This is a genomic window from Nitratidesulfovibrio sp. (assembly GCF_040373385.1).
In the GTDB taxonomy this organism is placed as follows: Bacteria; Desulfobacterota; Desulfovibrionia; order Desulfovibrionales; family Desulfovibrionaceae; genus Cupidesulfovibrio.
On sequence record NZ_JBDXXH010000002.1, the window covers coordinates 1 to 18,629 of the forward strand.

Annotated in this window: 15 protein-coding genes; 12 read left to right on the top strand and 3 right to left on the bottom strand. The window is 66.6% G+C overall.

Annotated elements, in window-relative coordinates; genetic code table 11:
• Positions 1–232 precede the first annotated feature (232 nt).
• From trmFO to glgP, 3 genes are all read right to left on the bottom strand, one after another.
• Positions 233–1,576: a methylenetetrahydrofolate--tRNA-(uracil(54)-C(5))-methyltransferase (FADH(2)-oxidizing) TrmFO gene (gene trmFO, locus ABWO17_RS03035; RefSeq protein WP_353115966.1), complete on the bottom strand. Its 1,344-nt coding sequence runs from the start codon at positions 1,574–1,576 to the stop codon at positions 233–235.
• Positions 1,577–1,795: 219 nt separating this feature from the next.
• Positions 1,796–2,908, bottom strand: coding sequence for a substrate-binding periplasmic protein (locus ABWO17_RS03040; protein ID WP_353115968.1), 1,113 nt, complete (start codon positions 2,906–2,908; stop codon positions 1,796–1,798).
• 9 nt (positions 2,909–2,917) lie between these two features.
• Complete coding sequence (gene glgP / locus ABWO17_RS03045) at positions 2,918–5,488, bottom strand: alpha-glucan family phosphorylase (protein ID WP_353115970.1); 2,571 nt, start codon at positions 5,486–5,488, stop codon at positions 2,918–2,920.
• A 190-nt stretch (positions 5,489–5,678) separates the two neighbouring features.
• On the opposite strand from glgP, the gene dut reads away from it, so the two are divergent.
• The 12 genes from dut to ABWO17_RS03105 all read left to right on the top strand — a co-directional run bounded on the left by dut (position 5,679) and on the right by ABWO17_RS03105 (position 18,594).
• Positions 5,679–6,152, top strand: coding sequence for a dUTP diphosphatase (dut, locus tag ABWO17_RS03050; protein WP_353116636.1), 474 nt, complete (start codon positions 5,679–5,681; stop codon positions 6,150–6,152).
• Positions 6,153–6,257: 105 nt separating this feature from the next.
• Entirely contained in the window at positions 6,258–7,466 is a 1,209-nt protein-coding gene (locus ABWO17_RS03055) for an aspartate aminotransferase family protein (protein WP_353115972.1), read from the top strand.
• 377 nt (positions 7,467–7,843) lie between these two features.
• Entirely contained in the window at positions 7,844–8,176 is a 333-nt protein-coding gene (locus tag ABWO17_RS03060) for a hypothetical protein (RefSeq protein WP_353115974.1), read from the top strand.
• A gap of 559 nt (positions 8,177–8,735) precedes the next feature.
• Entirely contained in the window at positions 8,736–9,464 is a 729-nt protein-coding gene (locus tag ABWO17_RS03065; RefSeq protein WP_353115976.1) for an amino acid ABC transporter ATP-binding protein, read from the top strand.
• Positions 9,465–9,681: 217 nt separating this feature from the next.
• Positions 9,682–10,497, top strand: coding sequence for an ABC transporter substrate-binding protein (locus tag ABWO17_RS03070; protein ID WP_353115978.1), 816 nt, complete (start codon positions 9,682–9,684; stop codon positions 10,495–10,497).
• A 66-nt stretch (positions 10,498–10,563) separates the two neighbouring features.
• Positions 10,564–11,265, top strand: a complete 702-nt coding sequence (locus ABWO17_RS03075) for an amino acid ABC transporter permease (protein WP_353115980.1) — start codon at positions 10,564–10,566, stop codon at positions 11,263–11,265.
• A gap of 117 nt (positions 11,266–11,382) precedes the next feature.
• Entirely contained in the window at positions 11,383–12,072 is a 690-nt protein-coding gene (locus ABWO17_RS03080; RefSeq protein ID WP_353115982.1) for an amino acid ABC transporter permease, read from the top strand.
• A 4-nt stretch (positions 12,073–12,076) separates the two neighbouring features.
• Positions 12,077–12,937, top strand: coding sequence for a 50S ribosomal protein L11 methyltransferase (locus tag ABWO17_RS03085; protein WP_353115984.1), 861 nt, complete (start codon positions 12,077–12,079; stop codon positions 12,935–12,937).
• Between the two features lie 447 nt (positions 12,938–13,384).
• Entirely contained in the window at positions 13,385–14,056 is a 672-nt protein-coding gene (locus tag ABWO17_RS03090; protein WP_353115986.1) for an endonuclease III domain-containing protein, read from the top strand.
• 81 nt (positions 14,057–14,137) lie between these two features.
• Entirely contained in the window at positions 14,138–15,421 is a 1,284-nt protein-coding gene (locus ABWO17_RS03095) for a murein hydrolase activator EnvC family protein (protein ID WP_353115988.1), read from the top strand.
• A gap of 29 nt (positions 15,422–15,450) precedes the next feature.
• Positions 15,451–16,749 (top strand): S41 family peptidase, encoded by a 1,299-nt coding sequence (locus ABWO17_RS03100; RefSeq protein ID WP_353115990.1) that lies wholly within the window; start codon positions 15,451–15,453, stop codon positions 16,747–16,749.
• A gap of 222 nt (positions 16,750–16,971) precedes the next feature.
• On the top strand, positions 16,972–18,594 hold the full coding sequence (locus ABWO17_RS03105; RefSeq protein WP_353115992.1) for a divergent polysaccharide deacetylase family protein: 1,623 nt from the start codon (positions 16,972–16,974) through the stop codon (positions 18,592–18,594).
• Positions 18,595–18,629: the final 35 nt, after the last annotated feature.

Consider the following 18,629-nt stretch of genomic DNA (forward strand, 5'->3'; position numbering starts at 1 on the left):
ACCTTTTGGAAAAGGTTTCCTCCCCCGCCCCGAACCCCACCCCCTCCATCCAAAACTTTTCAATTGGGTGGTGAAAGTAACTCGATACGGAGTGGCTGAATCAGATTCATATCGAGTTAACGGGGGTTATCCCTTTATGATTCATCCCCACAATTGAAAAGTTTGCGGGGATGGGGTCCGGGGAAGGGGGGCTTTCCAAAGCCCCCCTTCCCCGGTTCGTCTTTTACGTATCCTATTCCGCCTTCTCCAACTCCGGCACACCTTCCATCCATGCGGCAAAGCTGGCGCGGGCACGTTCGGCGTACAGGGCCTTGCGGTCGCGTTTTTTGGCGCGCTGGGTGAGTTCGGGCATCAGGCCGAAGTTGACGTTGGAGGGCTGGAAGTTCTTGGCGGGGGTGCGCAGGTGCTGGAGCAGCGCGCCGAGGGCGGTGTCCACAGGGGGCTGGGGCAGGTCGCGGCCCAGGGCGCGGGCGGCCAGCACCATGCCCAGCCACAGGCCGCAGGCGGCGGATTCCACGTAGCCTTCCACGCCGGTGATCTGCCCGGCAAGGTGCACGTGGCGGTGGGGGCGCAGGGACAGGTCGTCGCCAAGCACCAGGGGCGCGTTGACGTAGGTGTTGCGGTGCATGGAGCCGTGGCGCACGAATTCGGCGTTGGCAAGGCCGGGGATCATGCGGAACACGCGTTCCTGCTCGCCGTACTTCAGCTTGGTCTGGCAGCCCACCAGATTGTAGGCGGTGCGATTCAGGTTTTCGGCGCGCAGTTGCACGATGGCGTAGGGCCGCTGGCCGGTGCGCGGGTCGGTGAAGCCCACGGGCTTGAACGGCCCGAAGACCAGGGTGCGTTCGCCGCGTTCGGCCAGGGCCTCGATGGGCATGCAGCCTTCGAAGTGGATTTCCTTCTCGAAATCGTGGGTGGGGGCCTTTTCGGCGGCCAGCAGGGCGGCGTGGAAGGCTTCGTACTCCTCGCGGTTCATGGGGCAGTTCAGGTAGTCGCCCTCGCCTTCGTCGTAGCGCGACCCCTGAAAGGCGATGGAGGTGTCTATGGATTCGGCGGCAATGATGGGCGCGATGGCGTCGTAGAAATACAGGTGGCGCGAGCCGACCACCTCGGCCAGCGATGCGGCCAGCGGTTCGCTGGCCAGCGGCCCGGCGGCCACCACGGCCACGTCGGCGGCGGTCAGTTCCGGCGCGTGGATGGATGAAATCTCGCGGCGCACCACGGTGATGTTCGGTTCCGCCTCCATGGCCTCTGTCATGCGCCGGGCGAACAGTTCGCGGTCCACCGCAAGGGCCTTGCCCGCAGGCACGCGGGTGGCCTCGGCCACCTGCATGACCAGGCTGTCCAGTTCGCGCATCTCCTGCTTCAGCAGCCCCACGCCGGATGCGATGTCATCCGAACGCAAAGAATTGGAACACACCAGTTCGGCAAGGTCCGGGCTGGTGTGGGCCGGGGAATATGCCTGGGGCTTCATTTCGTACAGGGTGACGGCAACCCCGGCGCGGGCGAGCCTGCGGGCGCATTCGCAGCCTGCAAGGCCCCCACCGGCGATGGCGGCGGTGACGAGAGCGGTCAAGATGTCCTCCGGAAGGGCTGGGCGGATGGGATGAAAACGGCCTGCGGCGCGGCGGGCGCGCCAAGCCTGCGGGTGAGGTAGGGCATTTCCGCCCGTCAGGCAAGCGGGGCAGGGCAGGATCAGGGATAGGATGTGGCGAGGGCGGGGGCGCGCTGCGGGCGGATGGGTGCGGCAACGGGGGGGGGGAGTGGCGAGCGGGCGCGGAGCGGTGCCACGGCGTCACTGCCCCGCTGGTTGCCCCCCGGCCAGACGGTGCATTTCGCGGTGCAGGGTGTCCACCAGCCCGGCGGCCCGCGTGGCGGCCAGCCCTTTGTCGAAGGCAGCGCGCAGGGCCGCATGGTCTGGCCGTGCGCGAGAGAAGCACACGTGCAGGTCGCGTTCGCCCAGGATGGGGTCGAATTCGGCAACGCTGGAGGTCTGGGCGGGCAGGTCGCGCCGCAGCAGGAAGCGCACCACGTTGCGGTCGGCGGCCATGGCGTCGATGCGCCCGGCCAGCAGTTTGCGGATGTTGGCCAGTTCGTCGTTGGCGGGTTCCTTGCGCAGGAAGGTGGCGGCGTCGAAGGCATCGGTGTGCACGTAGCCGCGCACCACGCCGATGCGCAGCCCGGCCAGTTCGCGCAGGTCGTTCCAGTGCCGCTCATTGCCCGCCACCCCCAGAAGCACCAGGGTGCCGCCGGGAAACGGGGCGGAAAAGTCGCAGTCGACCTCGCGTTCGACGGTGCGGTATTCCGGGGCGATGGCGGCCACCTTGCCTTCCCGCAACTGGGCCACGGCCCGCGACCACGGCATGAATTCGAACCGCGCCGCCACTCCGCCCGATGCCAGTGCGGCCCGGATGACCTGCACGGCATAGCCGCCGTGGGGCAGGTAGCGCTCCACATAGGGGGGCCAGTCCAGGGTGGCGATGACGATGATGTCGGCAGTGTCAGTGTCGCCTTTGCGAGGGTGGGCAGGGGATGCGGTGGAACGGGGTTCGCTGCGGTGCGCGGGAGGTGCCCCGGCAGGCGGGGGGAGAGATTTTGCGGGTACGGCGGTACCGTCGGACATCGGTACCGCCTGGCTTGGCCGGGGCTGGTCTGGTTGGTACTGGTCTGGTTGGGGCTGGTCTGGTTGGGGCTGGCTTGGCCGGGGCTGGTCTGGCCGGGATTGCCCCGGTTGGGCCAGTGCCGACGGCGGGGCGATGGTGCCCGGTTCCGGCAGACCTGCCAGCACCGTCAGTCCGGCCAGCACGCACGGCGCCACCAGCCGCGCCGCCTGGCGCAGGACGGTCGGCGCCGCCGCCCGCATCCGGTGGGGGATGCAGGCGGCGCGCCCTATGCGCGGGCGCGTCACGCGGGCTTCCTATGCGGGCGCGGCCCAGCGGATGAGGCCCAGCGAGTGCGGATCCGCCAGCAGCGGGTGCACCGGGGCGGCCCGCACGGTAAAGCCGAAGCGCCCGGCCTCTGCCGGGCGGGTGCTGCCGCCGAAGGTCTGCCAGCCGTCGCGCCGTTCGCCCTCGGGGGTCATGACGGTCAACTGGCGCTGGGCAAAGGAGCCGTCCTGCCCCAGCGGCCCGGCGTACAACTGGACGAGCACATGCTCCGCCGCGATGTCGTCGAGATACAGTTCCGCCTCCACCCGCAACGAATCGCCCACATGCAGGGTGTCCTCCACCCGGCTGCGCACGTTGCGTATCTGCACCGCGCTCCACTTGGTCATCATTTCCATGCGCCATTCGGAAAGTTCGCGCGCCGGGACAAAGCCGTCGCGCGCGAGGCGCATGTAGTAGCCGTGGGCCGGGGAATAGGCCGTGCCCAGATAGTCCAGCACCATGCGGTGCGAATTGTAGCGGGGGGCCAGTTCCTTCAGGGCGGCCTTCATGCGGCGGATCCACGAGCGGGGCAGGCCGCCCCGGCCTCGATCGTAGAATTCCGGGATGATGTCGTTTTCCAGGATGTTGTAGAGGGTCTGCATCTCCACGAAGTCCTGGTAGTCCGGGTCGTCGTATTCCTCGCCCTTGCCGATGGCCCAGCCCAGGCTGTTGTCCGGCCTGTAGGCCTCGTCCCACCAGCCGTCCAGCGTGGAAAACTGCACCACGCCGTTGAGCATGGCCTTCATGCCGCTGGTGCCGCAGGCCTCCAGCGGGCGGCGGGGATTGTTCAGCCACACGTCGCAGCCCGTGACCAGGTACGAGGCCACCTCCATGTCGTAGTCCTCGAGAAAGACCACGCTCATGTTCGCGCCCTGCGAACGGCTGAAGGCGATCAGATCCTTGATCAGCTGCTTGCCGTCCTGGTCCTGGGGGTGCGCCTTGCCCGCGATGATGAACTGCACCGGGCGTTCGCGGTCACCCAGGATGCGTTCCAGCCGCACGCGGTCCTGCAACAGCAGGTTGGCGCGCTTGTACGTGGCGAAACGCCGGGCAAAGCCGATGGTCAGGGCCTCGGGGTTCAGCACCTCTTCGGCGGCTTGCAGATCCTGCCGCCGCGCGCCCTGCGCGGCCAGCTGGCGGCGCAGCCGCTCGCGCACGAAATCCACCAGCCGGGCACGCAACCGTTCGTGGGTGCGCCAGAATTCGGCGTCGGAAATGGTGTCCACCTGGCTCCAGGCGCGGGCGCAGTCCGGGTCCTCGCGCCAGTTGGAGCCAAGGTACCGATCGTACAGCATGCCGATGTCCTGGGCCACCCAGGTGGGCGCGTGCACCCCGTTGGTCAGCGCGCCGATGGGCACATCCTCCATGGGGAACTGGTGCCACACCTGTTTCCACATGTTGCGCGAAACACGGCCATGCAGGGTGGAAACGCCGTTGTTGGCGCGTGACAGGCGCAGGGCCAGCACGGTCATGCAGAAGGGTTCGGCGTCGTCGTGGGGGGCTTCTCGCCCAAGGGCCATGAACACCTTGAAGGCCAGCCCCATGTCGCGGGCGTAGGATTCGAAGTAGCGGTGCATCAGGTCCGGCGCGAAGCGGTCGTTGCCTGCGGGCACCGGGGTGTGCGTGGTGAAGATGGAACCGGACGCGGCCACCTCGGTTGCGGCCTCGAAGGGCAGGCCGTGCTCCTTCATGAACAGCCGCACCCGCTCAAGCCCGGCAAAGGCGGAATGCCCCTCGTTCATGTGGATGACCTTGGGGTCGATGCCCAGCACCTTCAGTGCCTTGATGCCGCCGATGCCCAGCAGGATTTCCTGCCACAGGCGCATTTCGATGTTGCCGCCGTACAGCCGTTCGGTGATCTGGCGAAAATCGGGCGGGTTTTCCGGCAGGTTGGTGTCCAGCAGGTACAGGGTCACCCGGCCCACGGCCACCTGCCAGATGCGCGCCGCAAGGGGCCGGTCGCCCACGTCCAGCCGCACCACGGCGGGCTGTCCGTCGGGCGTCAGGGCCGGACGCATGGGCATCTGCTCGAAGTCGTAGACGGGGTAGCGTTCCTGCTGCCAGCCGTCGGGGGTCATGTACTGGCGGAAATACCCCTGTTGATAGGCGATGCCCACGCCCACCAGCGGCACGTTGAGGTCGCTGGCCGACTTCAGGTGGTCGCCCGCCAGGATGCCGAGGCCGCCGGAATAGATGGGCAGGCACAGGGCCAGGCCGAATTCCAGGCTGAAATAGGCCACGGCGGGGGTGCCGGGGGCCACGCCCTCGAACCTGTGGGGCGACGGCCTGCCCACGTATTGGCGTAGTTGCGTCACGGCGTCGGACAGCCGTTCCTTGAAGAACGCATCGCGAGAGAGTTCTTCAAGGGTGCGCTGGGGAACGTGGTTCAGGAACCATACCGGGTTGCGGTAGCTTTCCTGCCACAGGCGCTGGTCCATCTGTGAGAAGATGGTCTCCATGTCGTTGTTCCACGAGAACCAGAGGTTGTAGGCCAGTTCCCACAGTCCTTCCAGCCCTTCGGGCAACTTGGGGATGACGCTGAAGACCTTGAGTGGCTGCATGCTGCGTACCTCCCGGCGGTGCGGCGTGTGTGCTTTTGACTTGCCTGCGAGAGTGGCATAGGAACAGACGGTCCGGTGGCCCCCCCTGTTTGTCGGCGGGCGGCGTGCCGGATGGGTCTGTGGAGTTATGGTATTCTTTCACAGGAGCTTTTTCGTGACAAGTGCAAGCAGCGTTATTGAGGGTACCCCGATGTTGCGCGTGCGGGTACGCTACCTGCGCGACGCGCGGGCGCTGTACGCCCTCGGTGACGGCCCCGGCGGCCTCGCCCCGGCCACGCCTTTCGCGGCGGGCATGGATCTGCGCGCCTGCATGGACGCGGAAGAGGCGGTCCTGCCTGCCGGTTCACGGCTGGCCATCCCCGCCGGGGTGGCCGTGGAGCCGCTGTCGCCCGGCGCGGCGGGGTTCGTGTACTCTCGCAGCGGGCTTGGCACGCGCATGGGGCTTACCGTCAGCCAGGGGGTAGGCGTCATCGACCCCGATTATCGCGGCGAGATCGTGGTCTCGCTGCTGAACACCTCTGGCGAGGAACGACGAATTCGCCGTGGCGAGCGCATCGCGCAGCTAGTGTTCCAGCCGTATTTCCACGCCCTCGTCGAAGAGGCGGATGCCCTTGGCGAGACGGCGCGCGGCGCGGGTGGGTTCGGGCATACCGGCACCCTGTAGGGACTTTTTCCTGGTCGGGAATGCCCCAGGCCTGCGGCACGGATTTTCCGGCCACCGCACTCCGCCGCATTCGATACATCTTTCCCCCTATTTCGGAGACACGCCATGAGCGAACGGTTCGAAGCGCTGAAAGCGCGCGAGGAATCCCTGTTGTGCCGCACCTACGGCCGGTACCCCATTTCCGTTGCGCGGGGCCAGGGTTCGCGCCTGTGGGACGTTGACGGTCGCGAATACGTGGACCTTCTGTCCGGCATCGCGGTGACCTCGCTGGGCCATTGCCACGAGGAACTGGCCGAGGTGGCCGCCGCCCAGGCCCGCAAGCTGGTGCACGTCAGCAACCTTTTCTATCAGGAAGAACAGTTGGACCTGGCCGAACGGCTGCTGTCCACCAGCCACTGCACCAAGGCGTTCTTCTGCAATTCCGGCGCGGAAGCCAACGAGGCGGCCATCAAGCTGGCCCGGCGCTACATGCAGCGCGTGCAGGGGCGCGAGGCGTACGAAATCATCACCCTGACCGGAGCCTTCCACGGGCGCACCCTGGCCACCGTGGCCGCCACCGGGCAGGCCAAGTTCCAGGACGGCTTTTTGCCCATGCCGGAAGGGTTCCGGCAGGTTCCGGCGGGCGACATCGAGGCCCTGCGCGCCGCCATCGGCCCGCAGACAGCCGGGGTGCTGGTGGAAGTGGTGCAGGGCGAGGGCGGCGTGTGTCCGCTTGACCCCGACTACGCCCGCGCGGTGCAGGCCCTGTGTCGCGAGACGGGCGTGCTGTTCATGACCGACGAGATCCAGGCGGGCATGTGCCGCACCGGTCGGTTCTGGTCCTTCCAGAACTACGGCCTCACGCCGGACATCGTCAGCTGCGCCAAGGCCCTGGCCAACGGCCTGCCCATGGGTGCCATGATGACCACCGACGAGGTGGCCAGGGGCTTTGTGGCGGGCAGCCACGCCACTACCTTCGGGGCGGGGGCGCTAGTTTCCGCCGTGGCGGACAAGACCGTGGAAATCATGCTGCGCGACGACCTGGCCGGGCGGGCCGCCACCGAGGGCACGCGGATCATGGACCGCTTCCGGGCCATGGGCCAGAAGCTTCCCGGCACCATCGACCACGTGCGCGGTCTTGGCCTGATGATCGGCGTGGTGCTGGCCTTCCCCGGCAAGGAGGTCTGGCAGGCGCTCATCGACAGGGGGTTCATCTGCAACCTGACCCAGGATTGCGTGCTGCGCCTGTTGCCCGCGCTGACCGTTCCCCGCGCCGACCTGGATGCCTTTGCCGACGCGCTGGAGGAAATCCTGTCCGCGCGCACGCCCGCATAGGGCAGGCCCAGATGGGGGCGATGCCCCTGCCGCACATGCTGCACGACGCCCCGTCGGCTGGTCTTCCGGACCGCCCGGCGGGGCGTTTCGCATGGGATGGGCCGTGCCTTTCGCCGTGCCGCCGGAGGGGGGGAGGGGCGGCCGATCCGCCCGGTCTGTCCTGTCCGTCCGGTCAGGCTGGTCAGGCTGGCCAGCCCGGCAACTTGCAAGCTCGGCAACCCGCAAGTCCTGCAAAATAATGGCGTGATCCGGTTGCCGGTCTTAGTATGGGCAGTGAACATGGGAAAACCGTGCGGCAGGACGTGGCCGCGCGGTACATGCATGGCGCGCCCGCCGCACGGCACGGATGCCCGGCCCGCGCGAAGGAGGGGAGGGGCATGAGCGACCTCGGCATATCGTCAACCAGTTTTGGCAGTTCCGGCGCGTGGGACAGCCAGACCTTTGGGGCTGCGGTGGTGAGCAAGACGCTGGACACCATGAACGGCGTGGCGTCTTCGCCGCTACAGGCGGCCCCCTGGGACAAGCAGACCTTTGGTGCGGCCGTGGTCGGCAAGACGCTGGACTACATGAACGCGCCGGGGCTGGGGAGCACGGGCAGGACCGGGAATACCGGCTGGTCCGGTTCCATGGGCGCCGACTACGATTTCCAGAAATCGGTACTGGGGGCGGCCTATTCCGGCGCGGGTACCCTGGTGGACGTGTACGCCTGATGATCGCCCCGAGTGGCGCGGCCAGACAGGGCCTGACCGGTTGCTACACGGCGTCCGCCCGCATGGGGGGGCGCCGTTTCACTTTTGCCTCTGCCGCAAGGTGTTGCGGCCATGCGCCGCAGGGTGGCGACGGTGCCTGCCGGGCGTGGCGGGCGCTGCGGAACTGGTGGGAGCGCGGAGCGGCGCTTTGATTCCGCAATCCCCCGCAGGTACAGGCTATTTACGTTTTTGTTAATGATTTCGCTTGACAGCGCTTCAAACCGTCCGCTACAACTCCGCAACACGCCTGTAGAAACGTGTGGCACTTCCTGCGGTCGATGTGGGGGCTTTCCCGTATCGGCAGTACGGCTTTCGCGGTGCAGCTGGCAGCGGCGGCGGACAGGGTTTTTTCGCCCGTGCCGCCTTGTCTGGTCGCATCGTGCAAGAGAGGCCGCCGCTCCGGTCGGGTTCGCACCCGTGCCGGACCAGTGTCCTGCATCAAGGGGCACAATTTCGACAATCTGGTAAAAAGACGGCGGCGGCCCGCGCCACCGCCGATACAGCTTACGGACGGCCGCGCATGGCGATGATCGAATTCCACGACGTGCACAAGTGGTACGGCGAATTTCACGTGCTCAAGGGCATCACCCAAAAGGTGGAGAAGGGCGAGGTGCTGGTCATCTGTGGCCCCTCCGGCTCCGGCAAGAGCTCCTTCATCCGGTGCCTCAACCGTCTGGAGCCCATCCAGAAGGGGCAGATACTGCTCGAAGGCAAGAGCATCCACGACAAGAGCGTGGACGTGAACGAGTTGCGCACCGAGGTGGGCATCGTCTTCCAGCAGTTCAACCTGTACCCGCATCTTTCCGTGCTGCACAACGTGACCCTTGCGCCCACCAAGGTGCGCAAGATGCCGAAGGCCAAGGCGGAATCCATCGCCATGGAACTGCTGGAGCGCGTCGGCATCCACGATCAGGCCCGCAAGTACCCCGTGGAGCTTTCCGGTGGCCAGCAGCAGCGCGTGGCCATTGCCCGCGCCCTGGCCATGCAGCCCAAGGTTATGCTGTTCGACGAGCCCACCAGCGCGCTCGACCCCGAAATGATCAACGAAGTGCTCAACGCCATGAAGGACCTGGCCCGCGCCGGCATGACCATGCTCTGCGTGACCCACGAAATGGGCTTCGCGCGGGAAGTGGCGGACAGGGTCGTCTTCATGGACGGGGGCAAGGTGATCGAAGAGGCCCCGCCGGACATCTTCTTCTCCAATCCCCGGCACGAGCGTACGCAGGCGTTCCTGCGAGAGATCCTGTAGTACCGTCCGCGCCTTGGCCCCTTGCCCCCTGCCTTTCGGGCAGGAGGCGGATGGCCCTGCGGCACGGCACCTTCTGGCCGGGCGGCGCCACGGCGCCTCGGGCACGACACGCGATACCCCCGGTCGCCGCGCAGCGGCACGCCGGGTTCGGACGACGGACGAACGCCCATCCCGGGGGCCTACGGCCCCCCGAACCGCATCAGCAGGGAGAACTCTCATGAAGCGTCTTGTGCTACTGGCCGTGGCCCTGTGCGTGGTGCTTTCCGGCACCATCGCCCACGCGGGCAAGATCGAGGACATCAAGGCCCGCGGCGCGCTCATCTGCGGCGTCAAGGACTCCACCGTGCCCTTCGGTTTCATCGACGAGCAGACCAAGCAGATCGTCGGCTTCGACGTGGACATCTGCAAGGCCGTCGCCGACAACCTGGGCGTGAAGCTGGAACTGAAGACCGTCACCAGCGCCACCCGCATCCCCATGCTGACCCAGGGCTCCGTGGACATGCTGGCCGCCACCATGACCCACAAGTTCGAGCGTGACGACGTCATCGACTTCTCCATCACCTACTTCATGGACGGCCAGAAGCTGCTGGTGAAGAAGGGCGGCGGCGTGAAGAGCGCGGCGGACCTCAAGGGCAAGAAGGTGGCCACCGCCAAGGGCTCCACCTCCGAAAAGAACATCAAGATCGCCCAGCCCGGCGCCACCGTGGTCTCCTTCGACGAGTACCCGCAGGCGTTCCTGGCCCTCAAGCAGGGCAAGGCCGAAGCCGTCACCACCGACTCCACCATCCTGCTCGGCCTGCGCAACTCCGACCCCGAGCCCGACAAGTGGGAAATCGTGGGCGACTACATCGCCGCCGAACCCTACGGCCTCGGCATTGCCGAAAACGATTCCAAGTTCCGCGATCTCGTCAACCGCACCCTGGTGGACCTGTGGAACACCGGCGAATACACGAAGATCTACGACAAGTGGTTCGGCAAGGACACCAAGTACTACCTGCCGCTCACCTGGAAGATGGAAACCTGGCCCTACTAGCACGCACCAACCCGACGGGGGACGCGGCACCATTGCCGCGCCCCCCGTTTTCACGCGGATAACGTCTTGCAGTACAACTTCGACTGGAAACTCGTCCTCTCCGGCGAATACTTGCAGTGGATCATCGACGGCGTCGTGGTCACCTGCCAGATTTCCGCCCTTTCGCTGGTCCTCGCCATGGCGATTGGCACGCTCATCGCGGTGATGCGTCTTTCCGCCGTGCGCCCGCTGGTGTGGTTCAGCGCGGGCTTTACCGAATTCTTCCGCAACACGCCGCTGCTGGTCCAGATATTCTTCTGGTACTTCGGTTCCGACGCGGTGTTGCCCACCTTTGTCAACCAGTGGCTGTACAAGCAGAATTTCGAGTTTGCGGCGGGGGTCATCGCCCTTGCCGTGTACACCGCCGCGTTCATTGCCGAAGAGATACGCTCGGGCATCTTCTCCATTCCGCGCACGCAGTTGGAAGCCTCGCGCGCCTGCGGCCTCACCTTTCTGCAGGCCATGCGCTACGTGGTCCTGCCGCAGGCCTTCCGCATCATCGTGCCGCCGCTGATCTCGCAGGCGCTCAACCTCTTCAAGAACTCGTCGCTGTGCATGACCATCGGGGTCATGGAACTTACCTACATGGCCCGCCAGATCGAATCGTACACCTTCCACGGGTTCGAGGCGTTCACGGTCAGCACGCTGATCTACCTCGTCATCTCGCTGCTGGTGTCGTTCAGCATCACCCAGTACAACAAGTACTTCCTGCGGACCATCAAGTACTGACGCACCCCGCGCCGCAACGGCGGCCCGGCCTTTTCGCGCGGCGGCGCCGCGTGACCCCGGTCAACACCGGGCCGCGCGCCGTCACGGTTTCAGAATCAGTCGCAAGGAGCAACCGGCGTGCAGTGGGACGTCGTCTGGAGAAATTTCGATTACCTGCTCGTGGGTTCGTGGCCGCAAGGACCGTTGGGCGGCCTTGCCATGAGCGTGCTGCTGTCCATTGGCGGCATCTTCGGGGCGTTCTGGCTGGGCCTTGGCTTCGGCCTGCTGCGCCTGTCCGAGCGCTGGTGGCTGCGCCTGCCCGCCATCATCTACGTAGAGATCATCCGCGGCATCCCGTTGCTGATGCTGATCTTCTGGTTCTATTTCCTGGCGCCCATCGTGCTCGGGCACACCCTGCCCGAGGCGGAAAGCGCCCTTGTGGCCTTCATCGTGTTCACCGGCGCCTACATCGCCGAAATCGTGCGCGCCGGGGTGCTGGCCCTGCCGCACGGGCAGATGGAGGCCGCGCGCGGCACCGGGCTTTCCAAGTCGCAGGCCATGATCCACGTCATCCTGCCGCAGGCCCTGCGCAACATGATTCCCTCGTTCGTGAACCAGTTTGTCAGCTTGACCAAGGACACCTCGCTCGCCTACATCATCGGCGTTTCCGAACTCACCCGCACGGCTACCCAGATCAACAACCGCGAGCTGACCGCTCCGGCCGAACTCTTCTTCACCATCGCCGTGCTGTACTTCATCGTCTGCTGGACCCTGACCGCCGCAAGCCGACGGATGGAACGGCAGATGGCCCGATACCAGGCAAGGTAACCACGTGTCCGACCTTATCCGCATCAGCATCGTCATTGCCGCCGACTGCCCCGAAGACCTCGAAACCGTCGACGCCGTGCTGGCCCTTGCCGTGCCCTTCGGCTGGGAAGAGGAAAGCCTGCCCGACGGTTCCGTGCGCCTGCGCGTGCACACCGACAACCCCGCCTTCTGCGAACAATTGCTGGCCACCCTGCGCGCCGAACTGCCGCGCGCCGAAGTAACCCGCGATTCCGTGCCCGATACCGACTGGACCCTGGCCTGGCGCGACTTCTTCACGCCCGTGGCCTGCGGCACCCACTTCATGGTCATCGCCCCGTGGATGGTCGACACCACGGACCTTCAGGGCCGCATCCCCATCGTCATCGAGCCCAAGACCGCCTTCGGCACCGGGCACCATCCCACCACCGCCCTGTGTCTCGGCAGCGTTTCCGAGCTGGCCGCGTCCGGTCGGCTGCGCGCGGGCCTGCGCTTTCTCGACCTGGGCACCGGCTCCGGCATCCTCGCCATTGGCTGCGCCAAGCTGGGCCTGGCCGGCGTGGCCACCGACATCGACATGCTGGCCGTGGAAAACGCCGAGGAAAACCGCGTCATCAACGCCGTGGCCCCCGCCATCGACGTGCGCCTCGGCAGCACCGACGCCGCCCAGGGCGAACGCTACGACGTGATCCTCGCCAACATCCTTGCCCAGCCCCTGAAGGACCTTGCCCCCGACATCCTTGCCCTGCTGGCCCCCGGCGGGTGCCTCGTCCTCTCCGGCCTGCTTGCCGTGCAAGCAGACGGCGTGGAAGCCGCCTACACCAGTCTCGGCATGCCCCCCGCACGCCGCCGCGTGGAAGGCGAATGGGCCGCCCTGATTTGGGAGTAGGGAAGAGAAGATTCAGAGAATTGAAAACGTACCGGGGAGGGGACCTTTTGCGGCAGCCGTTAGATGAGCGCGAAGCGCGAGTCTTACGGATGGCGACCGCAGAGCGTAAAAAGGTCTCCCTCCCCGGACCCCACTCTGCTGTCTTCATCCGTAATGCTCGAAGACTCGCATAACGGCTGAAGCTCCCCCCAAAACTTTTCAATTGGGTGGGGTAAGGGGGGCAGGAGAGTATCTATGCCGCCGCGCTTAACAAGCGATGCGGTTTTTTTTATTGGAGAAATCCCCCTTTCACAGGGGTGCAGGGGGCCATGCCCCCTGCCCGCCGGAGGCGTAAAAAAAGACACGCCCTGCTGCCCGAGGCATACAAAAAACGTTCATATACAGCGCCCGGAACGGAGCTGCGCCATCGGTTGCGGGGCATGCCCGATGAGGCTAGGGTGTCGGCCTATGCGAGGGAAACGGGAACGCCTGTTGCGCGAGATGTACGCGGTCATGCACGCCAGGCTGGGGCCAAGTGGCTGGTGGCCGGGCGAGACGCCGCTGGAAGTCTGCGTGGGCGCGGTGCTGACCCAGAATACCGCGTGGACCAACGTGACAAAGGCCATCCAGCGCCTGCGGGATGCGGGCGTGCTGGCCAGCGGTCAGGCGCTGCTGTCCCTGCCCGAGGCGGAACTGGCCGAACTGATCCGCCCGGCGGGGTTCTTTCGGCTGAAGGCGGTGCGGCTGCGCAACCTGCTGCGTTTCCTGGACGATGCCTGCGGCTTCGATTTCGGGGTGCTGGCCGGGCAGGAGCTTGACGATTTGCGCCCCCGCCTGCTCAAGGTGTCGGGCATCGGGCCGGAAACGGCGGATTCCGTATTGCTGTACGCCGTGGGCCTGCCCACCTTCGTGGTGGACGCCTACACCCGGCGCATCCTGCACCGGCACGCCATGGTGCCGGACGACATTCCCTACCACGAACTGCGCGACGTGTTCATGGACGTACTGGAACCGGACGTGCCCCTGTACAACGAATTCCACGCCCTTCTGGTGCGGGTTGCCGCGCAGTGGTGCCGCGCCCGCGCGCCGCGTTGCGCCGACTGCCCCCTGTGCACTTTTCTCGACGGCGGGGTGGCCTGAGCCATGAGTCCGTTCCGGCTTCCGTTCTTGCCGTTCCGGGCGGCTGCGGCCGGGACCGTACGGGGTGCCGGGCGTCCCGGCATGGCGGCGTGCGGCCTGTTGTGCCTTGCACTGGCGTTGGCCGGGGGGCTGGCCGCGTGGCCGGAGCCGCTGCTGGCCGCAACGTCCGGCTCCATCGGCAAGGCGGGACCGATCAGGCCAACTCCGGGCGACACGGACGATGACGATGCGCCCGCGCGTTCAGATGCGGCAGGCAAGGGGGCGAAGGGGACTCCGCAGCGCCAGGACGCGCGGGGCAAGGCCGCGCCCGTGGGGCAGCTGACCACGGAAGAAGACATCCGCAAGGCGCTGGAGGCCCAGCAGGTCCGCCTGCGCGCCCGGCAGGAGAGCATCACCAAGCTTTCGGTCCAGGAACGCGCCCTGAACACCGACCTGGCCATGGCCGAGGACCGCATTACCGCGCTGGAGGCCAAGGTGGCCCGGCAGGAGCAGGAACTTTCCCAACTGGAGGCCGCCGCCACCGACGTGCGCGCCGCCTACGAGCGGCTGGCCGCCGAGCGGTCCCGCACGGAAGCCTCGCTGTCCGGGCTGCTGCAACTGCTCTGGCCGCTGTACGTGCGCCAGAAGGGGGTGGGCGCGCGCGACCTGACCGACTGGCGCATGGCCGAGCGCGACTACGCCTGGACGCAGGAAATCTACAAGGTCATCGGCGAGCGCCAGCAGGAACTGCACGTTCAGGAAACCGCGATGGCAGAGGCCCTGACCCGGCGCGAGGCCCTGTCCGAACAGGTGCGCAGGCAGGTGGAGGCCCTGGGGGCGGACCGTTCGAAGCTGCTGGCGGACAAGCAGCGCTTCCGCCAGTCGTTGTCGTCGGTACGCCAGCAGCGCGAGGACGCCGAGGCGGAACTGGCCGACCTGTTCGAGATGATCCAGACCCTCAATGCCCGGCTGGAGCAGGCCCTGTCGCGCGGCGACATAGAGAAGCAGAAGGGCCGCCTGCCGTGGCCCGCCAAGGGCAGGGTGGTGCGCCGCTACGCGCCCGAGGCCAAGCCCCCCGTGCGCGGGCTGGGCCTTTCGGTGGGGCAGGGCGAGCCGGTGCGCGCCGTGGCCTATGGCCGCGTGGTGCACAACGACACCATGCGCGGGTTCGGACGCGTCGTCATTCTGATGCACGGGCAGGCATACTACACGCTGTACGCCTTCCTGGCCGACAGCCCGTTGCGGCTGGGGCAGGAGGTGGGCGGCGGCCAGCAGGTGGGCACCGCCGGGTTCTATCCGGACGCCAATGGCCCCGGAGTCTATTTCGAATTGCGTTTTCACCAAAAAGCCATTAACCCTGATGCGTGGCTTCTTTCAGCAAATTAGCCTCTTTTCAGGCTTTCGGAGGTTTCATTATGCGTGTGACGCTGTGGACGGCCACGCTGCTCATTCTTGGCGTGCTCGCCATTTCCGGCGGGGCGGCCTTGGTGCCCGACACCGTCGGTGCGGCGAGTGACGAGGGCAAATACGACTCGCTGAAGCGCTTCAGCCAGGTGCTCGACCTGGTGGAGCGCTATTACGTGCGCGACGTGCCCCGCAAGGATCTGATCAACGGTGCCGTCAAGGGCTTGCTGCAAGGGCTGGACCCCCATTCGACGTTCCTGTCGGTGGAGGAATTCAAGGAGATGCAGGAAAGCACCTCTGGCGAATTCTTCGGCATCGGCATCGAAATTTCCAGCGAGAACGGCCAACTCATCGTCGTTGCCCCCATCGAGGATACCCCCGCCCACAAGGCGGGCCTGAAGAGCGGCGACATCATTCTTGCCGTGGACGGCGTGCCCACCCAGGACATGACCACCCAGGAAGCGGTCAGCCGCATCCGTGGCGCCAAGGGCACCGAGGTGGAACTGTCCATCCTGCACCGCGACGCCAAGGCCCCCGAAGTGGTGCGCCTGGTGCGCGACGCCATCCCGCTCATCAGCGTCAAGTCCAAGATGCTCGAGGACGGCTACCACTGGGTGCGCCTGACCCGCTTCAGCGAACGCACCACCGGCGAACTGGTGGACGCGCTGAAGGAAGCGGGCAAGAAGGGCATGAAGGGCATCATCCTCGACCTGCGCAACAACCCCGGCGGGTTGCTGGACCAGGCCGTGAGCGTGTCCGACACCTTCCTCAAGGACGGGGTCATCGTGTCCATTCGGGGCCGCATGGAAGACGCCAGCCGCGAATACCGCGCCAAGGCCCAACCCGGCGACGTGTCCGTACCCATGGTGGTGCTGGTCAACGCCGGTTCCGCCTCGGCCTCGGAAATCGTGGCCGGTGCCCTGCGCGACCACAACCGCGCGCTGATCCTGGGCGAACGCACCTTCGGCAAGGGCTCGGTGCAGAACGTCATTCCGCTATCCGACGGCGCGGGACTGAAGCTGACCGTGGCCCTGTACTACACGCCCAATGGCCGCTCCATCCAGGCGGAAGGCGTCGAGCCCGACTTCGAGGTGCCTTTCGAACTGCCGCGTGAAGAAGAAAAGGCCCACCGCCTGAACATGGTGCGCGAAAAGGACCTGAATCGTCACCTCGAAAACGGTTCGTCGGGCAAGGACGCACGTCCTTCCGCGCGGGCAGACGACGTGAAGCAGGCCCTGGAAAAGGACAACCAGCTGCGCATGGCGTTGCAGTTCGTCAAGCGTCTGCCCCGCCTCAAGGATATCCAGTAGGCGGGCCGCCGCGCAGGCGGCGGGCTGCCGATGATGCCGTAACGCTACACGATGAAAACCGGGGGCGCGGGAGACCGCGCCCCTGTCATGTCAGGACATGTCATATCGCGGCCGGGGCGGTTGCCCCCGGCGGATACTGCCGGACAAGTACTCCCGGACGGTTGCCCCGCAACGGTTGTCACGGACGGCACGGCATGGCCACGGCATGGAGCAGGAGAGTGCATGGCAGGGGAGAAGAACCCCGGAAAGAAGGCCCCCCGCAAGGACGACGCCAAGGGGGGCGCGGGCCGCAAGCCCGCCCCATCGGGCAAATCGGGCAAGCCGTCGGGTGCATCCGGAACACGGCGTTCCGGCGGCAAGCGCGGCAAGCCCACCCTGACGCCGCTGGTGGCGCGGGCCGTGCTGGCCATCTGCGTGGCTGCCACGCTGCTGGTGATGCTGTTGTTCGTGTTCGGCTCGCCCATGAAACACTTCACGGACAGCGGCGCGCGCAAGCCCGCCGTGGCCGAGAAAAGCGACAAGAAACCGCAAACCCCGCAGTCGGGCCAGAAGCCGCAGAAGGGCGAGCCGAAACGCGGCGAGCAGGCAGAATTGCCCCAGCTTCCCCAATTTCCCCAACTGCCCCAGCTTCCGCAGACCCCGGTGGGCGATGCGCCAAACGGCGAGGTTTCGACCGATGGCGCAAAGGGGGACGCGGCGGGCACTGCCGGGGCCGATGCACCGCAGCCTGCCCAGCCCGAACGCGCGGCCAACGGCAAGCCCATTCCCGCCGAGGCGCGCGAGGCGGACGGCGAAGTCCGCCAGCCCGTGACCCCCGGCAACCTGCCCTACGAGGAAACCCTGGACGCCCCCGTGGAGGCGGGCGTGAAGCAGGTGGACTACGCCCTGGTCCAGACCGTGACCCGCCTTGGGCTTGGCCGCGACCGGCTGCGTCTGGCCTCCATAGAGAACCGCCAGGCCAAGGGCCAGACCTTCCACTTCCAGCGCATGGAAATGCGCCTGGATGGCGCGCCCGACCGCTTCGTGCAGACCCTGAAGGAAACGCTGGCCGCCTGGTCCGATACCGCCAACGTCGAGCAGCGGGCCGACGACCTGCTCATCGTCACCGTGGACGGCCTTCCCACCCACGAAATTTCGCTGCTGCTCTACGAGGGGACACCGCCCCCCGTTGTGGTGGCGCCGGGCGGGGCGCGCCTGGCCATCGTCATCGACGACATCGGTGAAAGCATGTCCTCCGTGCGCGACCTGGCCGCGCTGGACTATCCGGTGACCTTCTCCGTCTGGCCGCGCAGCACCCACGCCCGCGAGGCGGCGGAGGTTGCCCACAGGGCCGGGCGCGAGGTGATGATTCACCTGCCCATGGAGCCGGTACGCTACCCGCAGGTAAAGCCCGGCCCCGGCGCCATCCTGTCCGGCCAGCAACCGCAGGAAATGGCCGCGCTGGTGCGCGATGCAGTGCGCCGCGTGCCGTACGCCGTGGGGCTGAACAACCACATGGGCTCGCGCGCCACCCAGAACGCGGCGGCCATGCGCACCGTGTGCGAGGCGCTTGACGGCACGGGGCTGTTCGTGCTCGACAGCATGACGCACCAGAATTCGAAACTGTACTTCGAGGCGAAGCGCGCGGGACTGCCCGCCTACAAGCGGAACGTGTTCCTCGACGTCATCGCCGACAAGCGCAACATCATGTTCCAGTTGGACAAGGCGGCCCGCATCGCGCAGGCCGAGGGGCAGGCCATCGCCATTGGCCATCCCCTGCCGGAAACCGTGGCCGCCCTGAAGGAGTGGGCGCGGACGCGGGATCGCAGTGTTAGCATTGTGACCGTCCGGCAGCTTTCCCACTAGGCGGTGCAGCCACAAGGTGTCTTTTGCCCTCTGCC